Genomic DNA, 18,211 nt, shown 5'->3' on the forward strand with positions numbered 1-18,211 from the left:
TTTTTTTCAAAAGCGCCCTTGCTTATCTTTCGAAATATCGCGTCGCATGAGAAAAATCTTAGAAAACGCCAGACCCTCGTTTAAGATGTGTTTAAGTTAAGGACAAAAAATGCCGCAATTATTTAATTAGCCACAATAATAATTAGCACACTTTTTATATTGGCTATCGCTAATTGGCACAGTAAGAGCCATCAAATGGCTGGCCGTCTGAGGGATGACGTTTATGCAAAAGAAAGCTCTCCACGACAAACGATCGGCGTAAAAACGGATACAGTCACCCGACCACCTTTTATTCATACAGGTTCTTATGACTTTTAACGCTATGCGCATCGCCCGGCCGGTCACCGACCTTTCTTTGAGCAGCAGCATGTACTGCACGGGCCTTGGGCTGGAGCAGATCGCGCAGTTTGCCGATCACGCTGGCTTCAGCGGTGTCATGATCGGACGCGGCGATCTCGGCTGGCATCTTGAGTTCACCCTCTGCCACCATCACCCGGTGAAGCCCTCCCCGAGCGAGGAAGATTTGCTGGTGCTCTATTATCCACACACCGCCGAATGGCAGGAACGGTGCGAGAGAATGCTGACCGCCGGCTTTACACCGGTCAGCGCGTTTAATCCGTACTGGAATGTGCACGGCAAAACCTTTGTCGACCGCGACGGTTACCGGGTGGTGCTGCAAAACAGAAGCTGGCGGTAGCCGCTACTCCATCAGCCGGACGTCAGGATGGCGCGGGCTTGCAGCTTCATGAAAAATATCGCCCAGCCAGCCGGGAATTTCTGCTTCCGTGAGGTCATCCGGGATGATAACCCCATGCAGCGGCGAATATTTCCGTTCGTTGAGATCGACGCGGAAGAGTAACCATCGCCCGTCCCGACGCTGGACGCCAATGTGGCGTCCGAATACGTCATAAATCAACATTCCATCACCCTGCTGGTCGCCGAAGTTGATGGACGGCTAATACATTCCATTTGGCTTTCATGCTTTGCCCTCGCGCAGCCACGGGGTTACGGTAATCCCTGCCAACAGCCCTTCCGGGCTCAGCAACCGCGTGACGGTCTGTCCCCAGGGCTCCACGCGATTATCCACCAGCAGACGATAGCCTCTGGCCTTCAGCGCGTCGGTGGCGGTGTCGATATCGCGCACTTCAAACTCCACCCACGCCTGCGGCACCGGCAGATAGTCCGGCCAGAGATCCGAGTCAAAACAGGAGCGCGCCGCCTGAGCCAGCGGCCACAGCGCAAAATGTTTTACCCCATCGAGGGCATGCTGTTCGGTCAGCAAATACTCTTCGTTGCCGGGCATCGGTTTGAGCGGCAGGCCCAGCGCCGCCACATAAAATTCCCTGCTGGCTGGCGTTGATTGGGTGATCGGTCCAAAGCCCGCGACAAAAAGAACATCCATACCGTCTAAATCGTATTCCATACCCTCTCCTGTCAATATCCATGATGCGTTAACAAATTTTATACTCTGCTGCGCACGACTTGCCCAGATTGCTCTTCTCTCATTACTATTTTTAGTGAGTTTGCCTGAATCATTGAAAAAGCGCATGGTCTGCTCGTCGCGCCCGACGACGCTGCGCTATGCTTAGTCTCCCTTTGGTTTCCAGTACTTAGCGTTATGGCCACATCCGTCAGCACCACCCAGCTTAATCTGCGTATTATTTCTATCGTTGTCTTTACCTGTATCTGCTATCTCTCCATCGGTTTGCCGCTCGCCGTGCTGCCCGGCTATATCCATTATCAGCTTGGCTATAGCACCTTTATCGCCGGCGTGGTTATCAGCCTCCAGTACATTTCAACCTTGCTCAGCCGCCCGCATGCGGGCCGCTATACCGATATCTGGGGGCCGAAAAAAGTCGTCAGCCTGGGGATTATTTGCTGTCTGCTCAGCGGGCTCTTCACCCTGCTCGCGGTCTTGCTGCAATCTGCGCCGCCGCTGGCGGTTGCCGCGCTGTTGGTGGGGCGAATTTTCCTCGGCGTCGGGGAAAGCTTCACTGCCACCGGCGCGACCCTGTGGGGGATCAAAACCGTGGGCGCGATCCACACGTCGCGCGTGATCTCCTGGAACGGCGTGGCAACCTACGTGGCGATGGCGGTTGGCGCCCCGCTGGGCGTCATGCTCAACGGCTATTTTGGCATCAGCGGATTTGCCGCCGTCGTGGTGCTGGCTGCGGCGGTTGGCCTGCTCTATGCCCGTACGCGCCAGGACGTCAGCGTGACGGCGGGAATCCGGGCACCGTTTCACGTGGTGGTACGCAAAATCTGGCCCTATGGGATGGGGCTGGCGCTGGGTACCGTCGGTTTTGGGGTTATCGCGACCTTTATTACCCTCTACTTTTCAGCTCATGGCTGGCAAGGCGCGGCGTTTACCCTGTCGCTATTCAGCATCGGTTTTATCTGCATTCGCCTGATTTTAGGTAACACCATTACCCGCTACGGCGGCGTGCCGGTATCGTTAATCTGTTTTGCGATCGAATGTCTCGGCCTGCTGATCATCTGGTATGCCTCCTCGGCATGGATAGCGGGTATTGGCGCCTTTCTCACCGGCTCGGGCTTTTCGCTGATCTTCCCGGCGCTTGGGGTGGAAGCGGTAAAACAGGTTGAAGAGCAGAATCAGGGCACCGCGCTGGGCACCTATTCGGCTTTTCTCGATCTGGCGCTGGGATTAACCGGACCGCTAGCCGGCTGGGTGGCAGGCTACTACGAGCTGGAGACTATTTATTTGTTGGCCGCAGCGGTGGTCGCGCTGGCATTTATCCTGGTTTTGCGCATTTACCTGCTACAACGCGCTGCTCTGCCGCGAACCTGAGGAATACTCTTCGCGCGACCCCTGACGCAAATATGGGTAAAAAAATAATCAATATTTGACTGCAATTCGGCTTCCGTGCCACCATCGCCCCGGCGCCTGGCAAGCGGCGCGATGGTGGCACGGGTGAATATCAGAGACCGCATGTTTAAGGTCCATGCCCGGCCGCAACCTGATTCTGGCGGGAATAAAAGACATGCACCAAAGTTTTAATCAGCGCGTTCATTTCTATTACTGCATTCTGGTGGCGCTGAAAATACACGCAAAATCGAAGAAATCGGGCGGTATCCGCGGGAAAAATAATTTCCTGCTCAAGTGGCTACGCAAAGCGCAGGACAACAATATCTTTCACCCGGATATTACCAGTGAGATCGAATGGCTGCGGGGCAAAATCATTCAGGCCGGCTACGATACCGACCTCGAGCCGATGCTGGACTTTGTCTACGCCACCGCCAAACGCGCGTCCGATCTCAAAAACGCCGACTGATTCACGCCCGAGCCGCCTGGCCCGGGCGTTGCACTTTAGGGTTTGTTGCGGTGCGTCAGAAGATAGACCGCCGGGATCACCAGCATCGACAGCAGCGGCGCGGTGATCATCCCGCCGATCATCGGCGCGGCAATACGCTGCATCACTTCTGAACCTGTACCGCCACCCCACATAATCGGCAGCAGCCCGGCCATAATCGTCGCGACGGTCATTACTTTCGGGCGCACGCGCAGCACGGCTCCTTCGTGTATCGCTTCGTTGAGCGTCCGGTCATTAAGCTCACCGCGCCGCTTCGCGAGCGCCTGGTTTAAATAGAGCACCATAATTACCCCGAACTCCGCGGCCACGCCGGCAAGCGCAATAAAGCCAACGGCGGCAGCCACCGACAGGTTATAGCCCAGCAGCCAGAGCAACCAGACGCCGCCGATCAGCGAAAACGGCAACGTGCCCATAATCAACAGCGCATCTTTAACGCGACCGAAGGTGACGTAAAGCAGGATAAAGATAATCATCAGAGTAAACGGCAGCACGATTTTGAGCTTCGCGGTAGCGCGTTCCAGATACTCGTACTGCCCGGACCACGTCAGCGAGATGCCATTCGGCAGCCTGACCTGTTTGCTGACCTCGCGCTGCATTTCATCAACCGCGGATTTCAGATCGCGCCCGCGAATATCGACGTAGATCCAGTCCGACAGACGGGCGTTTTCGCTTTTTAGCATCGGCGGGCCATCGGTGATAGCAATATCCGCCAGCTCGGCGAGCGTCACCTGCGCCCCGCTGCTGGTTACCACCGGCAGATCGCGCAGCTTCTGCAGCGAGTCGCGCATTTCGCGCGGATAGCGCACGTTTATCGGATAGCGTTCACGCCCCTCGATAGTCTCGCCAATGTTATCGCCGCCCACCACGCTGGCGACGACCGACTGCAGCTCCTTCACCGACACGCCGTAGCGGGCGGCTTTCAGACGATCGATAGCGATATCGATATAGCGACCGCCGTCAAGGCGCTCCGCCAGCGCCGAGGTCACACCCGGGACATGACGCACGATGCGCTCAATCTCCTCAGCGGTTTTTTCGATCTCCGCCAGATTGTTGCCGTTCACTTTGATGCCGACCGGGCTTTTAATGCCGGTCGCCAGCATATCCAGGCGATTGCGAATCGGCGGTACCCAGACGTTGGCGATGCCCGGCACTTTTACCGCACTGTCCAGTTCGCCGATCAGCTTATCCATGGTCATACCGGGCCGCCATTCGCTTTTCGGCTTGAACTGAATGGTGGTTTCCAGCATGGTCAGCGGCGCCGGATCGGTGGCGCTCTCCGCCCGACCGGCCTTGCCGAACACGCTTTGTACTTCAGGAATCGTCTTGATCAGACGGTCGGTCTGCTGCAGCAGGCGGGCGGCTTCGCGGCTGGAGATCCCCGGCAGCGTGGATGGCATATACAGCAGGTCGCCCTCGTCGATTTGCGGCAGGAATTCGCTGCCGAGCTGCGCCAGCGGCCATAGCGTGGCGACCAGCAGCAGGCCCGCCGCCGCCAGCGTTGCCTTCGGCCACTGCAAGACCTTATCTAGCAGCGGCTCATAGGCGCGTATCAGCCAGCGGTTGAGCGGATTAGCGGCCTCATCAGGGATTTTGCCGCGAATAAAGTAGCCCATCAGCACCGGAACCAGGGTGATCCCAAGCCCGGCGGCCACCGCCATCGACCAGGTTTTGGTGAAAGCCAACGGCGAGAACATCTTGCCCTCCTGCGCCTCGAGGGTGAATACCGGAATAAACGACAGGGTAATGATCAGCAGGCTGCAAAACAGCGCGGGCCCCACCTCCGATGCCGCATGTAGGGCAATTTGCCAGTAGTCGGCGGAAGACGGCTGGCGCTCAGGATGCTCATACCGCCACTGCTCCAGCACCTTATGCATATTTTCAATCATTACGATTGCCGCATCGACCATGGCTCCGATGGCGATCGCAATTCCGCCAAGCGACATCATATTGGCGCTGACGCCCTGATAGTGCATCACGATAAATGCGCCGAGGATCCCCAGCGGCAGCGTGATCATCGCCACCAGCGCGCTGCGGAAATGGAACAGAAACAGCGAGCAGACCACCGCCACAACGATAAACTCTTCGATAAGCTTGTGGGTCAGGGTTTCGACTGAATTTTTAATCAGCTGCGAACGGTCATAAACCGGCACTATTTCTACCCCTGCGGGCAGGCTTTTTTGCACCTCAGCCAGTTTCGCCTTCACCGCATTAATGGTGGTCAGGGCATTTTTGCCCGAACGCATAATGATGATTCCCCCGGCCACTTCGCCTTCACCGTTGAGCTCGGCGACGCCGCGCCGGATCGCCGGCCCCCGGCGCACGCTGGCAACGTCGGACAGCAGCACCGGCACGCCGTCACGCGCAGCGATAACGACCTGCTTAAAGTCGTCGATGGACTTCAGATAGCCGGTGGTGCGCACCATATATTCAGCTTCACCCAGTTCCAGTACCGAGCCGCCGCCCTCCTGGTTGGCGCTCTGAATCGCGCTGATAACCTGTTCGTGGGTAACGTTCAGGGCCCGCAGGCGGTCAGGATTAAGGATCACCTGATACTCTTTGACCATTCCGCCGACGCTGGCGACCTCCGATACGTCCGGCACGGTTTTCAGTTCATATTTCAGGATCCAGTCCTGAATCGCTCGCAAATCCCCGAGGCTATGCTGACCGCTTTTATCGGTAAGCACATATTCAAACACCCAGCCAACGCCGGTAGCATCCGGCCCCAGCGAAGCTTTCGCTTCCGGCGGCAGGCTGCTCTGGATCTGGCTCAGGTACTCCAGCACGCGGGAGCGCGCCCAGTACGGATCGGTGCCATCATCAAACAGTACGTAAACGTAAGCATCGCCGAACATGGAAAAACCGCGCACGGTTTTCGCCCCCGGCACCGACAGCATGGTGGTGGTCAGCGGATAGGTCACCTGATCTTCGACAATTTGCGGCGCTTTTCCCGGATAGCTTACGCGAATAATCACCTGGGTATCGGAGAGATCCGGTAGCGCATCCAGCGGCGCCTGCTGTATCGACCAGACGCCCCAGGCGGCCATAATCAGCGACGCCAGCAGTACCAGCAGACGGTTGCGTAACGACCAGCGGATAACGGCGGCAATCATGGCTGCTCCTTAGCGCCGTTCATCGGCATCATCGAGGTGACTCGCGCTCCATCGTCGGTCAGGACGAAGCTAAACATAACCGACTCGCCGGGGCGCATCTGTCCCTGCTGCTGCGGCGTAATGGCAAAATCCATGATCATCGCCGGCCACTTCAGCGCCGGCACCGGCTGGTGAGCGATGGTCACCGCCCCATCGGTTACAGCTTTGATGACCCCCTGCGTGGTATAGCTTTTTTCCTGCGGATCCTCCCCGGCCATTTGCGGCAGCGCGCTGCGCAGGCTCGCTTCGGAGTCAATCAGGAACTGTCCGGAGGTGACCACCTTCTGGCCCTCTTTGAGGCCGGATTTTATCTCGACCAGACCATTTTGCGTGCGCCCGACGATCGCTTCGACCGGACGGAAATGCCCCTCGCCATCGGCAATTAACACCCGATTGCTGCTACCCGTGGCAATCAATGCCTCTTCAGGGATGGTCAGAACGGCGCGCGCCTGATGCGCCTCGGCCAGCTGAACGTTCAGGTACATACCGGGTTTGAGCTGATGCTGCGGATTGTTCAAAACTACCCGGGCCTTTAACGTGCGGGTGGTCGCTTCCAGATCGGGAAGTAGCTCGCGCACGGAGCCCTGAAAAACGCTCCCGGGCCAACTGCCGGTGGTCGCCGTCACCCGGCTACCCACGCGCAGCAGGCTGGCCTGGCTTTGCGGATAATCAATCACGACCCATACCGGGTCGAGACGGGCCAGCTCGAACAGCGGCTGGGCTGGGGTGACCTGCGCGCCGGTGCGCACATCCAGCTTGCTGACATAACCATCGTGCGGCGCGCGTACCGTCATCCGGGTTTGCGGTTTCCCGCTGCGCTCAACGCTGCGGATAATCGCTTCCGGCATAAACTGCAGCTGCAGACGATCGCGAGCGGCGGCGGTCAGCCCGCTGTCGCCCAGCCGCCTCACCGCCAGATACTCCTGCTGCGCCGCCGCCCACTGCGGGATCCACAGTTCGGCCAGCGCCTCGTTCTTTTTCACAAACTGCTGAGAGGCGTTAACGTAGAGTTTCTCAATCAAGCCGTTGGCCAGCGCCGGCACCGTCTCGACGCCGCGTTCGTCCACGGCGACGGTAGCAAAAGCGTTAAGCTCCGGCGCCAGTGGCTGACGAGAAACGCTCGCCGTGCGTACGCCAAGATTTTGCTGCTGGCGGGTGCTAATCTTCACCCCTCCCGCATCATCGTCAGCCTCTTCATCGGCATAACGCGGAACCAGGTCCATATCCATAAACGGCGATTTGCCCGGTTTATCAAAACGGGTACCGGGGGTCATCGGGTCGTACCAGTAGAGCACTTTGCGTCCCGCAGCCGTTTCGGTTCCGCCCGGAGTGACAGTCGAGGCGTTCCGCGATCCCAGCCAGTATCCGCCCGCGGCGGCAAGAGCGACGGCCAGCGCCACAAGGGTAAAAGCAGTTTTCAGCTTCATTATTTAACATCCTGTGGAATAAGGTAGCGAACGGCGGCCCACGCGTCAGCGAGCGCTTTCTCGGCGTTGTTGCTGGCGATTTCCCCGTTCAGCAGGTCGCGACGGGCGGCGAGCAGTTCAGGCAGCGCGGAGCTGCCGCCCCGATACTGGGCATTGACGAGACTCACCTTCTTGCGCAGCAGCGGCAGGACCTCGCTTTGCTGGCGATCGTAAATGGCTTTCGCGGCGTTATACTGCGCGATCAGCTGATACTGCTGCGCCTGATGCTCGCGCATCAATAAGGTCAACCGATCGTTGGCTTCATAGGTTCGGGAGACATCCGCAGCGTGGTCTTTATCCTGACGTTTACCCTGAAAAACCGGCAAATCGACGGTAAACATAGCGCCGACCATGTCGTCATAGTCATCTCCGCGTCTGGCGTAATAGACCTCAACGCCCACGTCGGGGATCGCCGCCACTTCTGACTGCCCGGATTTTGCTTTAGCCAGGTCAGCCTCACGCGCGGCCTGAATCACTTCTGGATGAAGTTTTATCCCCTCAATTAAGGTCGCTTCATCGGCAGGCAGGCGCTCAATGCGCGGCAGCGGGCCGGAAATAACGCGGATATCCTTACCGGTTAGCTGCATCAGACGCGCCTGAGCGATCTGCACATCGCGCCGGGCGTTATCTTGCTCATTTTTCATAGCATTGAGCGCCAGTTCGACGTCGAGCACGCTGCCGGGGGTAGCGCTGGCGCTGCTGACGGCCGCCTTATGGACGCCAATTTGCCGGGAGGTTTCGCTAATCAGCGCCTGTACCGAGCGCAGCGACTTCTGCGCTACCGCCAGCGCCAGCCACGCCTGAGCGGTTTCCCGCTGTAGCCTGGCGCGGATAACATCGGCGTTGGCGGCGGTTCGCCGCGCGTCGGCGGTTATCGAGTCGGCTTTGCGCTCGCGCTTGGTGCTGCTAACGTAGTCCTGCATTACGCCAATCCGCTGCATGGTCATGCCCTCGCGGGTCAGGCGGCTGGCGTTACTTCCCCCCAACGGGACGTTTTCAAGACCAAACTTAAGCTTCGGATCGGGAAGCTCCATGGCGGAATCCGCCATATTCTTCAAAGCGTTAACCTGATGATCGTTGGCGGAGAGCTCGGCAGAGTAGCTTTCCGCCGCCGACAGGGCCTCAGAGAGCGTCGTCGCCCAGCCGCTGGTGGACGTCAGCGACAGCAAGAGCGGCAGCCCGCAGGCCGCCTTAGTTAAGATGTGCATAATGACTCCGGAATTATTGCGCGGTAATCGAAACGAGCGCGTAGCCGGAGTCGGTCTGGCGGAAGGTGAAATCGACCTGCTGTCCCACCGGCAGCTTTTTATCTTGATGTCCATCGAGCGCAAAGCTCATCGTCATCGCCGGCCAGTTCAGCCCGGGAACCGGAGAATGGGCAATCACCACTGCATCGTCGCGCCAGGCTTTAATCACCCCGCTTGCCGAATAAAGCGCGGCGGTATTCTCGGGCTTATTCATCCCCGGCATTTCCGCCATCGCGGACATATTATGCTGATGCATCGCGCCATCTTCCGCGCTGGCGGAAAATGCGGTGAAAGAAAAGGTCAGAACGCTGGTAAAAAGCAGAAAAATAGAGGTCGAACGCATAATTAATACTCCGAAAAAAACATAAAGTCGCCCGCAGAACGGGCAGTTCTGATGGATGTTTTTTAACGGAGCGTTATTCTCTGAAACGGCAGAAACGTATTTCAGCCGGCGGACCGGTGACCGGCGGCGTGTGCCAGTCCATACGTTCAGCGCAAATCTCCTGCTGCGGTGAAACCACCAGCAGGGTGGTTTCGGCGGGCAATGCATTCAGCTGTAGAGAGGTGGAGGTATTAGGTTGCGCAGTGTCGGGGTCGCAGTGTTTCTCACAGATGACTTTCTGCCCGACGTTATCCATGCCGGACATGGTCATCATGCCATCAACGATGTGATGAATTTGCACCTGCGGCGTGACCGGCTGCTGCTGGCCGCCGTGGTGCGCCGCGACGGCAAGCTGTAGATTGAGTAGCAACCAACAGGCAATAACAAGCCCGGCGCGGATGCGAAGCCGGCGTCGGGTGGCTTGTTTGAATAATGCCTGTAGTGACTGAATCATAGTAATATTCGCAATAGGACGACCGCTGAATTAAAGCACACCCGCCCAAAGAATTAAACGCTATTACATAATTAAAACCGCGAGTTAAATAGAATGAAGTTTCTCGATAAATATTTACACGTCATCGCAAAATTAACGTTTGACCTTCCCCCAGGGGGAAGGTGTATAGCGCGGCGTCGATGTATTTAATAAATAGCCAAAGTGTTATTTATATGTAATCAGCAGCCGTACACGTCATCCCTGATCCAGTACTAACGTATCGCCGGTCGCCGGGGCACTATCCGCCGATAACCACCAGCGTCCCCACGAACCGGTACAATGGCAGGCCATCACTTTCTCCACCTTCTGCTGGTGCAAAAATTGCTTTATCTGGCGTATTCTCCACGGCGGCGCGCGGCGCAGATGAAGTCCGCCGATGATGGCGTATATCTGCTGGACGCCGGTAACCTTCTGACAGTGGCGAAGGGTATTGATCAAGCCGCGATGTCCGCAGCCGCAAATAATGATTAAGCCTCGCGTCGAGCGGTAAATCAGTACGCCCTCATCGGCAATATAATCCTCCGCTGGGGATAGCCCCGCCAGCACGCCATAAGCTCGCGGCCTGGCAACCGCGATCTCACCTGACCACATCAGCCGCTCGCTGATAGCCAACGGCTGGCGACTGTATTCCATGCGGTGGCGGGAATAGTCGATCTCTCGCGACAGCTTTTTGACCTTTACGCGATGCCCGCCGATCGATAACGCCGAATAGCGCGTTTGCCCGACCTGCGGATGGCAAATAATACGGCTATTGTCCGGCAGCCACGGCACGCCGCCGCAGTGGTCATAATGACCGTGAGAAAGTACCGTGGCGGTCAGGTTAGATAAAGAAACCCCCATGCGCTGCGCATTATGCAAAAAGCTGCCGTCAGGGCCGGTATCAAACAGAACCCGGCAGGTTTCATCCTCAACAACAAGGCTTAGCCCAGGTTTCACCTGCAACAGTTTATCCTTGTCCTTACCAAGCCGGTTCTCAAGTAACATCTTAATGATTAAAGCCATTTCATACCCATTGACAAGAGAATTGCGCGCATACTCTAGCCTGTTGTCTACAGGAGTACCGTGACCCGCCCGGCACATGCAGAAGTGACAACGTCACAATATGGCTCAGCCGAACTTGCTGCTTTGCCAGATGCGCATTGCCGTCTATGCTGTTGGACGAGTTTCTCGCAACCGGAGCGTACTATGGCAGACTGGAATCCCTCACTCTATTTGCAATTTGGCGCTGAGCGAACGCGGCCTGCCGCCGAGCTTCTTGCGCGCATTGCCCATCATCCCGTGACGCTGGCCGTTGATTTAGGCTGCGGGCCAGGCAACAGCACCGCTCTGCTGCAAGATGCCTGGCCGGACGCGACGATTATCGGCATTGATAATTCCCCGGCAATGCTGGAAGAGGCCTCACAAAGGTTGCCGAACTGTGGGTTCGTTGATGCGGATATTGCCGCTTATCGCCCGGAGCGTCCGGCGGATCTGATATACGCCAATGCTTCGCTGCAATGGCTCCCGGATCATCAGCGGCTGTTCCCTTTTCTGGTGAGCAATCTTGCAGAAAACGGCGTACTGGCGGTGCAGATGCCCGTTAACTGGCAGGAGCCGTCCCATACCCTGATGCGTCAGGTTGCAGAAGAGCTTGGGCACCCGGCCAGCGGACGGCATCCGCTGCCAGAGGTACAGGAGTATTATGATATGCTCACTGCCTGCGGCTGCGAGGTGGATATCTGGCGCACCACCTACTATCACCCGCTGGCATCGCATCAGGCCATTATCGAATGGCTGCAGTCAACGGGCCTGAGACCATTTTTACAGCCACTTGATGAGCCACAGCGCGAAGCGTTTCTCAAGCGCTATCTGGAAGAGTTGAAGCGGCACTATCCGTTACAGTGTAACGGAAAGGTATTGTTATTATTTCCGCGCCTGTTTATCGTCGCGCGCCGTTAGCCCGGCGGCTGAAAGTAAAGGAATAAAGGGAGTCAGAACGAGAATACTACGGCGTCAGGAGCGGGCGCCGTAGGGTCTGATTTACCAGGCAAGGTGATGAACCAGGGAGAGATCCCACGCGGTGGCCAACAGCGAAAGAAACATGATTAAATTCACCACCGTTTCTATGCGTTTTTCCATATTTGTTTCTCCTGAGCCGTTTCCCCTGTTTTACAGGGAAAAGCTTAACAACTTCTTAATCTCAGATTGTCAGAGCGTCACGCGGTAACGAACATAGTCATCGGCTGGCGTGAATTCATCATACAGACGCCGGGCCGGATTGTCGGTGCGAGTGTGCCAGTACAGGCGCGACCACCCTTTTTCTTTTCCTTCCGTTTGCAGCGCCTGTATTAAGGTTCTGGCGATGCCTTGCCCGCGCATCTGCGGGGCGACAAACAGATCTTCCAGATAGCAAATGGGCGTCTTAACCCATGTTCCTTCGTGGAGGATACAAATCGCAAAGCCCACCACATTGCCATCCACCACCGCGAAACGACCCAGCATCGGCGAAGCGGCATCGAGCATCCGCTGCCAGGTGTATTCTGTGACCTCCGTTGGCTGCGGGCTACCGTAGAAACGGGTATAACCCTGCCAAAGCGATAACCACTGTGCTTTATCCTGCCGATCGGGTTCGCGAATCTCAATGACCATGGGCCGACTCCTCGTTTTGATAAGGCATTATTTTCCGGTGCAATAATTAGTTCAAGCGCCCGGCACACAATTCATCTTTTTCTCTTAATTGCCCCACCTTTGTTGCCGGACCCATTTTGCACGATCTGCCAGACCTGCGTGAAAGAAAAAACTAAAAGTATGTTGTAACTAATTAAGGTTCAAAAATAACCCGGCGGTGGCCGGGTTGAAATTAATGCTAATTCTGCTCAGGCGTTGCGCCCGGATGACGAGCGGACGGCGGCTGGCAGCTTATCTGGCCGATAATCCGTCCTTATCTGCTCGTCGGGCGGCGCCCTGCGCTATATCAGCACAGCGGCTGAACGGCGGCGCGCATGCCGTCGCGCAGAATCGCATCCAGATCCTGCGTCACCTGCTCGACCAGGCCTGAAACTTTGCTCAGGTCCTGCTCCCAGTGGGATTCAACGGACAGTACGGCTTTTACCAGCTCGCCGGTGGTGATTTGCGCATCCCGATGCTGGGCCCATAGCGCCTTGTAGCGCTCCATCCATTCAGCATCATCCTGAACCGGATAGCTCTCACCGTTACGTTCGCCGCGATAAAACGCGATCAGCGCTGCCAGTGCGAAGGTCAGGCGCGACGGGAGCTTGCCCTCTTTCTTCTGCGCCGCCAACAGCTGCGGCAGAATGCGGGTGCGATATTTGGTCATGCCATTAAGCGCGATAGACAACAGCTGATGCTTAATATACGGGTTGCGGAAACGGCCGGTGACCGCACTGGCGAAGGACTCCAGCTCATCGCGCGGCAGGTCGAGAACAGGAATGATCTCCTGGTAAATCGCTTTCTCAACGAAAGCGCAGATTTCCTTATCGTTCATCGCCTCGCCAACGGTATCGAGACCCGCCTGGAAGGCGACCGGCACCAGCGCGGTATGTGCGCCGTTAAGAATCGCCACTTTACGCTCTTTATACGGCTTAATATCGTCCACGATCAGGACGTTAAGCGGCAGCTTATCCAGACGCAGCTCTGCGGCCAGGGACTTCGGCCCCTGAATAACAAACAGGTAGAAATGTTCAGCGGTATCGAGGAAACCATCTTTATACCCCAGCTGTTTTTCAATCTGCGCGGCTTCATCACGCGGATAGCCGGTCACGATACGGTCTACGAGTGTAGAACAGAAGGCGTTCGCCTCATCCAGCCAGGTGATAAACGCTTCCGGCAGCGCCCACTCCTGGGCATAGCGCAGCACCAGTTCACGCAGCGCCTCGCCATTGTAATCAATCAGCTCGCAGGGAATGATCACCCAACCTTTATCCGCCGCGCCGGAGAAGTGGCTGTAGCGTTCAAACAGCAGGCGAGTCAATTTTGCCGGATAGCTTACCGCTGGCGCATCGTCAAAACGGTCGCCGGCGTGGTAGCTGATCCCGGCCTCAGTGGTATTGGAAAACACAAAGCGCATATCCGGATTATGCGCCAGACGCAGCAGCTCCTCATAATCGGCATAGGCGCTGATTTCACGATTTACCGATCGAATCAGACGCGCATCGCTCACCGCTTCGCCCTTCTCATTCAGGCCGCGAACAATCGTGGTATAGAGGCCGTCCTGGGTGCTGAGAGACGGCGGGAATGCGCTCTCAATCGGACGCACGATCACCACGCCGGAATTCAGGTCGGTATGCTCGTTCAGCAGATCGATCTGCCAGTCGATAAACGCGCGCAGGAAGTTGCCTTCGCCAAACTGAATGATACGTTCAGGGTACTGCGCGCCCGGGAAATCGCGACGGTTTAGTGTTTTCACAATGGGTTCCCTCATAGAGTAGTCATACAACCTGAGTAATTGGTCCAATAAGTTATCAGGTTTTTAGCCAGGTGAAACCCCGTTTTGATCAAAGCTGTATGCAATATCAAATTTGTCGCCGAAATATTTCTCTCTGCACGACAAAACGGTGAACCGTTTGTACAGCGCTTAGTCGGGCAATAGTCGGAGCGAGGACGTGGCCGGGTAACGCGGCGAGGGAGACAAGCCCCGGCGGCTTATCAACTCAGCTGCCGGGGCGTGTGAATGAGGCAGGTTGCAGTATATGATGAGATTACAAAAGTTTATAGAACAGCGATGTCGCCGTCAGTTCGCCGTCCGGCATCAGCGCATAGCGGGGAATTTCCCCGGCCTTTTCCCAACCGCATTGCACGTAAAAATTCTCGGCTCCGCTGCCGGTCGCCGTATCCAGCACCAGAACGCTCTTGCCCTGCTCGCGCGCGATCGCTTCCAGCCTGGCCATCAGCGCATTCGCCAGACCCAGGCGACGCGCATTTTGGTGAACCAGAAGTTTAGCGACGTCGGCGCGGTGCGGTTGGTTTTCCGGCTGGTCGATAATGAGCTGCACCGTACCAACGAGCCGCTGCTGCTCATCCGCCGCGGCGATGACGACCCGCTCCCCGGCTGCCACGCTCTGCGCCATTCGCAGCCAGAACGCCGTCGCGGTTTCAGGGGCGAAAGGCAGCATAAAGCTCACCGAGGCCCCGCCGTTGACGCAGCTGACGAGGATATCGGTTAATTCAGGAAGATGTTCGAGAATATCGTCACGCGACAGCGTGCGCAGAGAAAAGGATGTGGTCATCGGTAACTCCTTGAAATTGACCACATCACTATATTTTTTAACTTATATTTAACACAAGTGAATCTATCATCGTATTTTCTTATCGTAGGATTCAGGCCATCTTTTGCGTAAAAATACGATTGCGCCCGGCATTTTTCGCCTGAATCATATAATCGTCGGCAGCCATCAGCAGCTGGTTGAAGAGATCCGTAATTCTGGCGGCGCCAAGCGGCTGGCTCTCGAGCCCCATGCTGATGGTCAGCTGGATTTTGCTCTGACCCCAGGTGAAGGTTTGCGCTTCAATACCCTGGCGAATTTTTTCTGCCAGCAGCTGCGCTTCCTGACCGGATGAGGTCAGCGCTGCGACGGCAAACTCTTCCCCGCCGATACGCGCGACCATGCCCTCTTCTCCCACCAGCTGCCGCACCTGCTGCGCAAACTGGGCCAGCATACAGTCGCCGCATTCATGTCCCCAGCGATCGTTGACCTGCTTGAAGCCGTCGATATCCAGCACCATCACCGTTAGCAGCGTATTTTCCGCGATCGGCTGGCGCTTCAGCGCTTCGCTTAACCCAGAGCGGGAATAGACCCGAGTCTGGAAGTCAAAGTCGGCACGCAGGGCCAGCTGTTTGACCAGATTGTTAATCGCCTCAACGCTGGAAGCGACGATAACGGGGCTTATCAGCATCGCAGCGATCCCCAGACGCGTCGAAAACAGCTGCCACGGCTGCATCCGGCTATCGGGCGAAAGGTGGATAAGCGAGTTCGCCACCAGCAGAATTTCGCTAATGCCGGTAATAAAGGTCAGCAGACAGGTCAGCGGCAGCGGGTAGCGAATAGCGCACCAGATCAGCGCCGGTAACGGGAAGGTGATGCTCCCGGCGCCGCCAACCGCTACGCCGAGCACAATCGACAGCACCAGCGCAATCGCCGGCAGCAGCTGGCGCAGGCGAAAACGCCCGAACGCCGAAGGGAGCGTGAGGGTCAAGATAAACGGCAGGATCAGCACGGCGGTTGAGAACTGTTCGCTAAACCAGTCCGCCAGCTGCGGGATAAACGTTGCGCGCTCGACATCTACCGACCCCAACGCGCCCACGGCGGCGCAGAGCAGCGCCGCCAGCAGGCAGTAGCAAAACAGGCTAAGCGCGTTAATCGGTCCCGGCATCGAGTCCGTCCGGCGCTTGTCCCATAAAATGAGCTGCGCCAGAGTGACAATAAAAACGAGATTGGAGAAGTTGATCAGGAAGGAGGCGAAGCCCATCCCCCAGCGCGAGGTTAAACCGTCATATACCAGCATGGCGGCAAAACAGATGGCGTAAAAATAACTGCGATTTAGCCAGATATAACGCGCAAAAATCCCCGCCATTACCGCATTCAGCGGCCAGAAAAACGACAGTTCTTGTACCAGACGCAGCATCGCGCCAAAGAAATGCAGGAGTAGCGTTAAAGTGAACAACACCAGCGCATCACGCACGGGTTGTTCCTCACGAAACAGCGTGAATGACCGAATCGACAGTGGAGACATTCATGATTATCCGTCTAATTGTTTCAGGCAATTATTATGTTAATAATTAGTTAGCGGTTCATCATATCATGAGAATAATTATCAGGCATATACCGACGCCCGATGAATTATGCTCTGCCGCGGTCCGGCGAGTTCATCTGGATCACCAGCCAGTGGTGAATCACCTGCACCACGTAGCGCTGTTCTGCCTCGCTGAGGCCCCGCCCCCGAGGGATAGCGTGCCACTTTTCCAGGCAGCCGCGACAGCAGGTCGCGGTGGCGTGCTGGGCGATGAATACCGGGTGTCCGCGCATCGGAGTCTGTTTGCCATCGTTAGGAATTTGCGCCGGAGCCAGGCGCCTGGCGATAAAATCCGCCGCGTGCTGGTCGATAACTTCCGCCCCCTTATCATAGCAATACTGCCGTTCCTTTACGCCGAGGCGAAAGCGGGAGCGAAAAGTGGAGCGCTGCAGGCGGGCGAACAGATTTTCTATGGGCACCATCAGAATACCGACCTCCCCAGTTTTTGCGTCAGTTTTTCCAGTAAAGCGATCCCGGCCAGCGAGTTCCCGGCGTCATCGAGCTCGGGGCTCCAGACCGCAATCGCCATCTCCTGCGGAACGATGGCCACAATCCCGCCGCCGACGCCGGATTTCGCCGGTAAACCGACGCGCCAGGCAAACTCACCGGCGTTCTGGTACATGCCGCTGGTCATCATCAAAGCGTTGACCTGCCGCGACTGAATCGGCGCGATAACCGGCGTCGCAAGATGCGGGGCGATACCCCGGTCGGCAAGGAACAGAAAGGTACGCGCCAGCTCTACGCAGCTCATCTCCAGCGAACAGTAGTGAAAATAGTTTTGCAGTACCGTGGCAACATCGTTGTGAAAGTTGCCGAAGGATTTCATTAGCCAGGCAATGGCGGCATTACGCGCCGAATGATCGAACTCCGAGCGGGCGACCACCGGATCGTAGGCAATATCGCTCACCCCGCTCAGGCGCCGCACGATTTCCAGCATCCGCTGACGGGGCGCGCTAAGACGGCTTTGCAGCATATCGCAGACCACCAGCGCCCCGGCGTTAATAAACGGGTTACGCGGTTTGCCTTGCTCAATTTCCAGCTGCAACAGCGAATTAAAAGGCTGGCCGGAGGGATCTTTACCCACCCGCTGCCAGATCTCCTCTTCCTGATAGTGGTTCATCGCCACCACCAGACTGAGGACTTTGGAGATAGATTGAATCGAGAAACGCTCGTGGGCGTCACCGGCGCTGTAGTGCTGACCGTCCACCGTACAGATTGCCACGCCGAGCTTATCGCCGCTGACCCTGGCCAGGGCAGGAATATAGTCCGCCACTTTACCGCGGCCAATCAGCGGCCTGACTTCAGCCAGAATGGCATCGAGCATTGCGTTATTAATTACCGTCGCCACGCGCG

Annotated in this window: 18 protein-coding genes; 4 read left to right on the plus strand and 14 right to left on the minus strand. The window is 56.9% G+C overall.

All coding sequences use genetic code 11. The features are described from left to right. The first annotated feature begins 307 nt into the window (after window positions 1–307). Window positions 308–697, plus strand: coding sequence for a VOC family protein (locus KO1_RS17985; protein WP_004102281.1), 390 nt, complete (start codon window positions 308–310; stop codon window positions 695–697). A 3-nt stretch (window positions 698–700) separates the two neighbouring features. Here the strand turns inward: KO1_RS17985 and KO1_RS17990 are convergent, their stop codons facing one another. Together KO1_RS17990 and KO1_RS17995 are read right to left on the minus strand one after the other, a co-directional pair. Further along, a complete protein-coding gene (locus tag KO1_RS17990; protein ID WP_004113236.1) occupies window positions 701–919 on the minus strand; it encodes a DUF7661 family protein in 219 nt (72 codons plus the stop codon). Window positions 920–976: 57 nt separating this feature from the next. Further along, window positions 977–1,423 carry a VOC family protein gene (locus KO1_RS17995; RefSeq protein ID WP_004102284.1) on the minus strand — a complete coding sequence of 149 codons (447 nt, stop codon included), beginning with the start codon at window positions 1,421–1,423 and terminating at the stop codon, window positions 977–979. Window positions 1,424–1,618: 195 nt separating this feature from the next. Between KO1_RS17995 and KO1_RS18000 the strand changes: the two genes are divergently transcribed. Together KO1_RS18000 and KO1_RS18005 are read left to right on the plus strand one after the other, a co-directional pair. Beyond that, window positions 1,619–2,809 carry an MFS transporter gene (locus tag KO1_RS18000; RefSeq protein ID WP_016807413.1) on the plus strand — a complete coding sequence of 397 codons (1,191 nt, stop codon included), beginning with the start codon at window positions 1,619–1,621 and terminating at the stop codon, window positions 2,807–2,809. Window positions 2,810–3,002: 193 nt separating this feature from the next. Further along, entirely contained in the window at window positions 3,003–3,293 is a 291-nt protein-coding gene (locus KO1_RS18005; protein WP_026055937.1) for a hypothetical protein, read from the plus strand. Window positions 3,294–3,328: 35 nt separating this feature from the next. Here KO1_RS18005 and KO1_RS18010 read toward each other — a convergent pair whose 3' ends face one another. The 6 genes from KO1_RS18010 to KO1_RS18035 all read right to left on the minus strand — a co-directional run bounded on the left by KO1_RS18010 (window position 3,329) and on the right by KO1_RS18035 (window position 11,071). Continuing rightward, the gene (locus KO1_RS18010; protein ID WP_023329756.1) at window positions 3,329–6,442 is read right to left on the minus strand and encodes an efflux RND transporter permease subunit; all 3,114 of its coding nucleotides are present in this window, start codon (window positions 6,440–6,442) and stop codon (window positions 3,329–3,331) included. Next, on the minus strand, window positions 6,439–7,908 hold the full coding sequence (locus KO1_RS18015; RefSeq protein WP_023329757.1) for an efflux RND transporter periplasmic adaptor subunit: 1,470 nt from the start codon (window positions 7,906–7,908) through the stop codon (window positions 6,439–6,441). Before KO1_RS18015 ends, KO1_RS18010 begins: the two co-directional genes overlap by 4 nt. Further along, complete coding sequence (locus KO1_RS18020) at window positions 7,908–9,155, minus strand: TolC family protein (protein ID WP_023329758.1); 1,248 nt, start codon at window positions 9,153–9,155, stop codon at window positions 7,908–7,910. The genes KO1_RS18015 and KO1_RS18020 overlap by 1 nt, the downstream gene beginning before the upstream one ends. Before the next feature lie 13 nt (window positions 9,156–9,168). Further along, window positions 9,169–9,537: a copper-binding protein gene (locus KO1_RS18025; protein WP_004113246.1), complete on the minus strand. Its 369-nt coding sequence runs from the start codon at window positions 9,535–9,537 to the stop codon at window positions 9,169–9,171. A 73-nt stretch (window positions 9,538–9,610) separates the two neighbouring features. Then, complete coding sequence (locus KO1_RS18030) at window positions 9,611–10,030, minus strand: hypothetical protein (protein ID WP_004102297.1); 420 nt, start codon at window positions 10,028–10,030, stop codon at window positions 9,611–9,613. Window positions 10,031–10,264: 234 nt separating this feature from the next. Then, the gene (locus tag KO1_RS18035; RefSeq protein ID WP_016808762.1) at window positions 10,265–11,071 is read right to left on the minus strand and encodes an MBL fold metallo-hydrolase; all 807 of its coding nucleotides are present in this window, start codon (window positions 11,069–11,071) and stop codon (window positions 10,265–10,267) included. Window positions 11,072–11,254: 183 nt separating this feature from the next. On the opposite strand from KO1_RS18035, the gene tam reads away from it, so the two are divergent. Then, on the plus strand, window positions 11,255–12,007 hold the full coding sequence (gene tam / locus KO1_RS18040) for a trans-aconitate 2-methyltransferase (protein WP_004102301.1): 753 nt from the start codon (window positions 11,255–11,257) through the stop codon (window positions 12,005–12,007). Between the two features lie 249 nt (window positions 12,008–12,256). Here the strand turns inward: tam and KO1_RS18045 are convergent, their stop codons facing one another. From KO1_RS18045 to glsB, 6 genes are all read right to left on the minus strand, one after another. Beyond that, the gene (locus KO1_RS18045; RefSeq protein ID WP_004102305.1) at window positions 12,257–12,697 is read right to left on the minus strand and encodes a GNAT family N-acetyltransferase; all 441 of its coding nucleotides are present in this window, start codon (window positions 12,695–12,697) and stop codon (window positions 12,257–12,259) included. 325 nt (window positions 12,698–13,022) lie between these two features. Continuing rightward, window positions 13,023–14,474, minus strand: coding sequence for a tagaturonate reductase (locus KO1_RS18050; RefSeq protein WP_023329759.1), 1,452 nt, complete (start codon window positions 14,472–14,474; stop codon window positions 13,023–13,025). Window positions 14,475–14,766: 292 nt separating this feature from the next. Further along, window positions 14,767–15,294, minus strand: coding sequence for a GNAT family N-acetyltransferase (locus KO1_RS18055; RefSeq protein ID WP_016808765.1), 528 nt, complete (start codon window positions 15,292–15,294; stop codon window positions 14,767–14,769). Between the two features lie 91 nt (window positions 15,295–15,385). Next, window positions 15,386–16,798: a GGDEF domain-containing protein gene (locus KO1_RS18060; RefSeq protein WP_016808766.1), complete on the minus strand. Its 1,413-nt coding sequence runs from the start codon at window positions 16,796–16,798 to the stop codon at window positions 15,386–15,388. Between the two features lie 107 nt (window positions 16,799–16,905). Then, window positions 16,906–17,280: a DUF4186 domain-containing protein gene (locus KO1_RS18065; RefSeq protein ID WP_004102313.1), complete on the minus strand. Its 375-nt coding sequence runs from the start codon at window positions 17,278–17,280 to the stop codon at window positions 16,906–16,908. Beyond that, complete coding sequence (gene glsB, locus KO1_RS18070) at window positions 17,280–18,206, minus strand: glutaminase B (RefSeq protein ID WP_023329760.1); 927 nt, start codon at window positions 18,204–18,206, stop codon at window positions 17,280–17,282. Before glsB ends, KO1_RS18065 begins: the two co-directional genes overlap by 1 nt. Window positions 18,207–18,211: the final 5 nt, after the last annotated feature.

It is taken from the genome of Klebsiella oxytoca NBRC 105695, from assembly GCF_001598695.1.
Classification (GTDB): Bacteria; Pseudomonadota; Gammaproteobacteria; order Enterobacterales; family Enterobacteriaceae; genus Klebsiella; species Klebsiella oxytoca.

Coding starts and splice junctions, on each gene's coding strand:
- KO1_RS17985 (WP_004102281.1), top strand. CDS start 308: ATGACTTTTAACGCTATGCGCATCGCCCGGCCGGTCACCGACCTTTCT.
- KO1_RS17990 (WP_004113236.1), bottom strand. CDS start 919: ATGTTGATTTATGACGTATTCGGACGCCACATTGGCGTCCAGCGTCGG.
- KO1_RS17995 (WP_004102284.1), bottom strand. CDS start 1,423: ATGGAATACGATTTAGACGGTATGGATGTTCTTTTTGTCGCGGGCTTT.
- KO1_RS18000 (WP_016807413.1), top strand. CDS start 1,619: ATGGCCACATCCGTCAGCACCACCCAGCTTAATCTGCGTATTATTTCT.
- KO1_RS18005 (WP_026055937.1), top strand. CDS start 3,003: ATGCACCAAAGTTTTAATCAGCGCGTTCATTTCTATTACTGCATTCTG.
- KO1_RS18010 (WP_023329756.1), bottom strand. CDS start 6,442: ATGATTGCCGCCGTTATCCGCTGGTCGTTACGCAACCGTCTGCTGGTA.
- KO1_RS18015 (WP_023329757.1), bottom strand. CDS start 7,908: ATGAAGCTGAAAACTGCTTTTACCCTTGTGGCGCTGGCCGTCGCTCTT.
- KO1_RS18020 (WP_023329758.1), bottom strand. CDS start 9,155: ATGCACATCTTAACTAAGGCGGCCTGCGGGCTGCCGCTCTTGCTGTCG.
- KO1_RS18025 (WP_004113246.1), bottom strand. CDS start 9,537: ATGCGTTCGACCTCTATTTTTCTGCTTTTTACCAGCGTTCTGACCTTT.
- KO1_RS18030 (WP_004102297.1), bottom strand. CDS start 10,030: ATGATTCAGTCACTACAGGCATTATTCAAACAAGCCACCCGACGCCGG.
- KO1_RS18035 (WP_016808762.1), bottom strand. CDS start 11,071: ATGGCTTTAATCATTAAGATGTTACTTGAGAACCGGCTTGGTAAGGAC.
- tam (WP_004102301.1), top strand. CDS start 11,255: ATGGCAGACTGGAATCCCTCACTCTATTTGCAATTTGGCGCTGAGCGA.
- KO1_RS18045 (WP_004102305.1), bottom strand. CDS start 12,697: ATGGTCATTGAGATTCGCGAACCCGATCGGCAGGATAAAGCACAGTGG.
- KO1_RS18055 (WP_016808765.1), bottom strand. CDS start 15,294: ATGACCACATCCTTTTCTCTGCGCACGCTGTCGCGTGACGATATTCTC.
- KO1_RS18060 (WP_016808766.1), bottom strand. CDS start 16,798: ATGTCTCCACTGTCGATTCGGTCATTCACGCTGTTTCGTGAGGAACAA.
- KO1_RS18065 (WP_004102313.1), bottom strand. CDS start 17,280: ATGGTGCCCATAGAAAATCTGTTCGCCCGCCTGCAGCGCTCCACTTTT.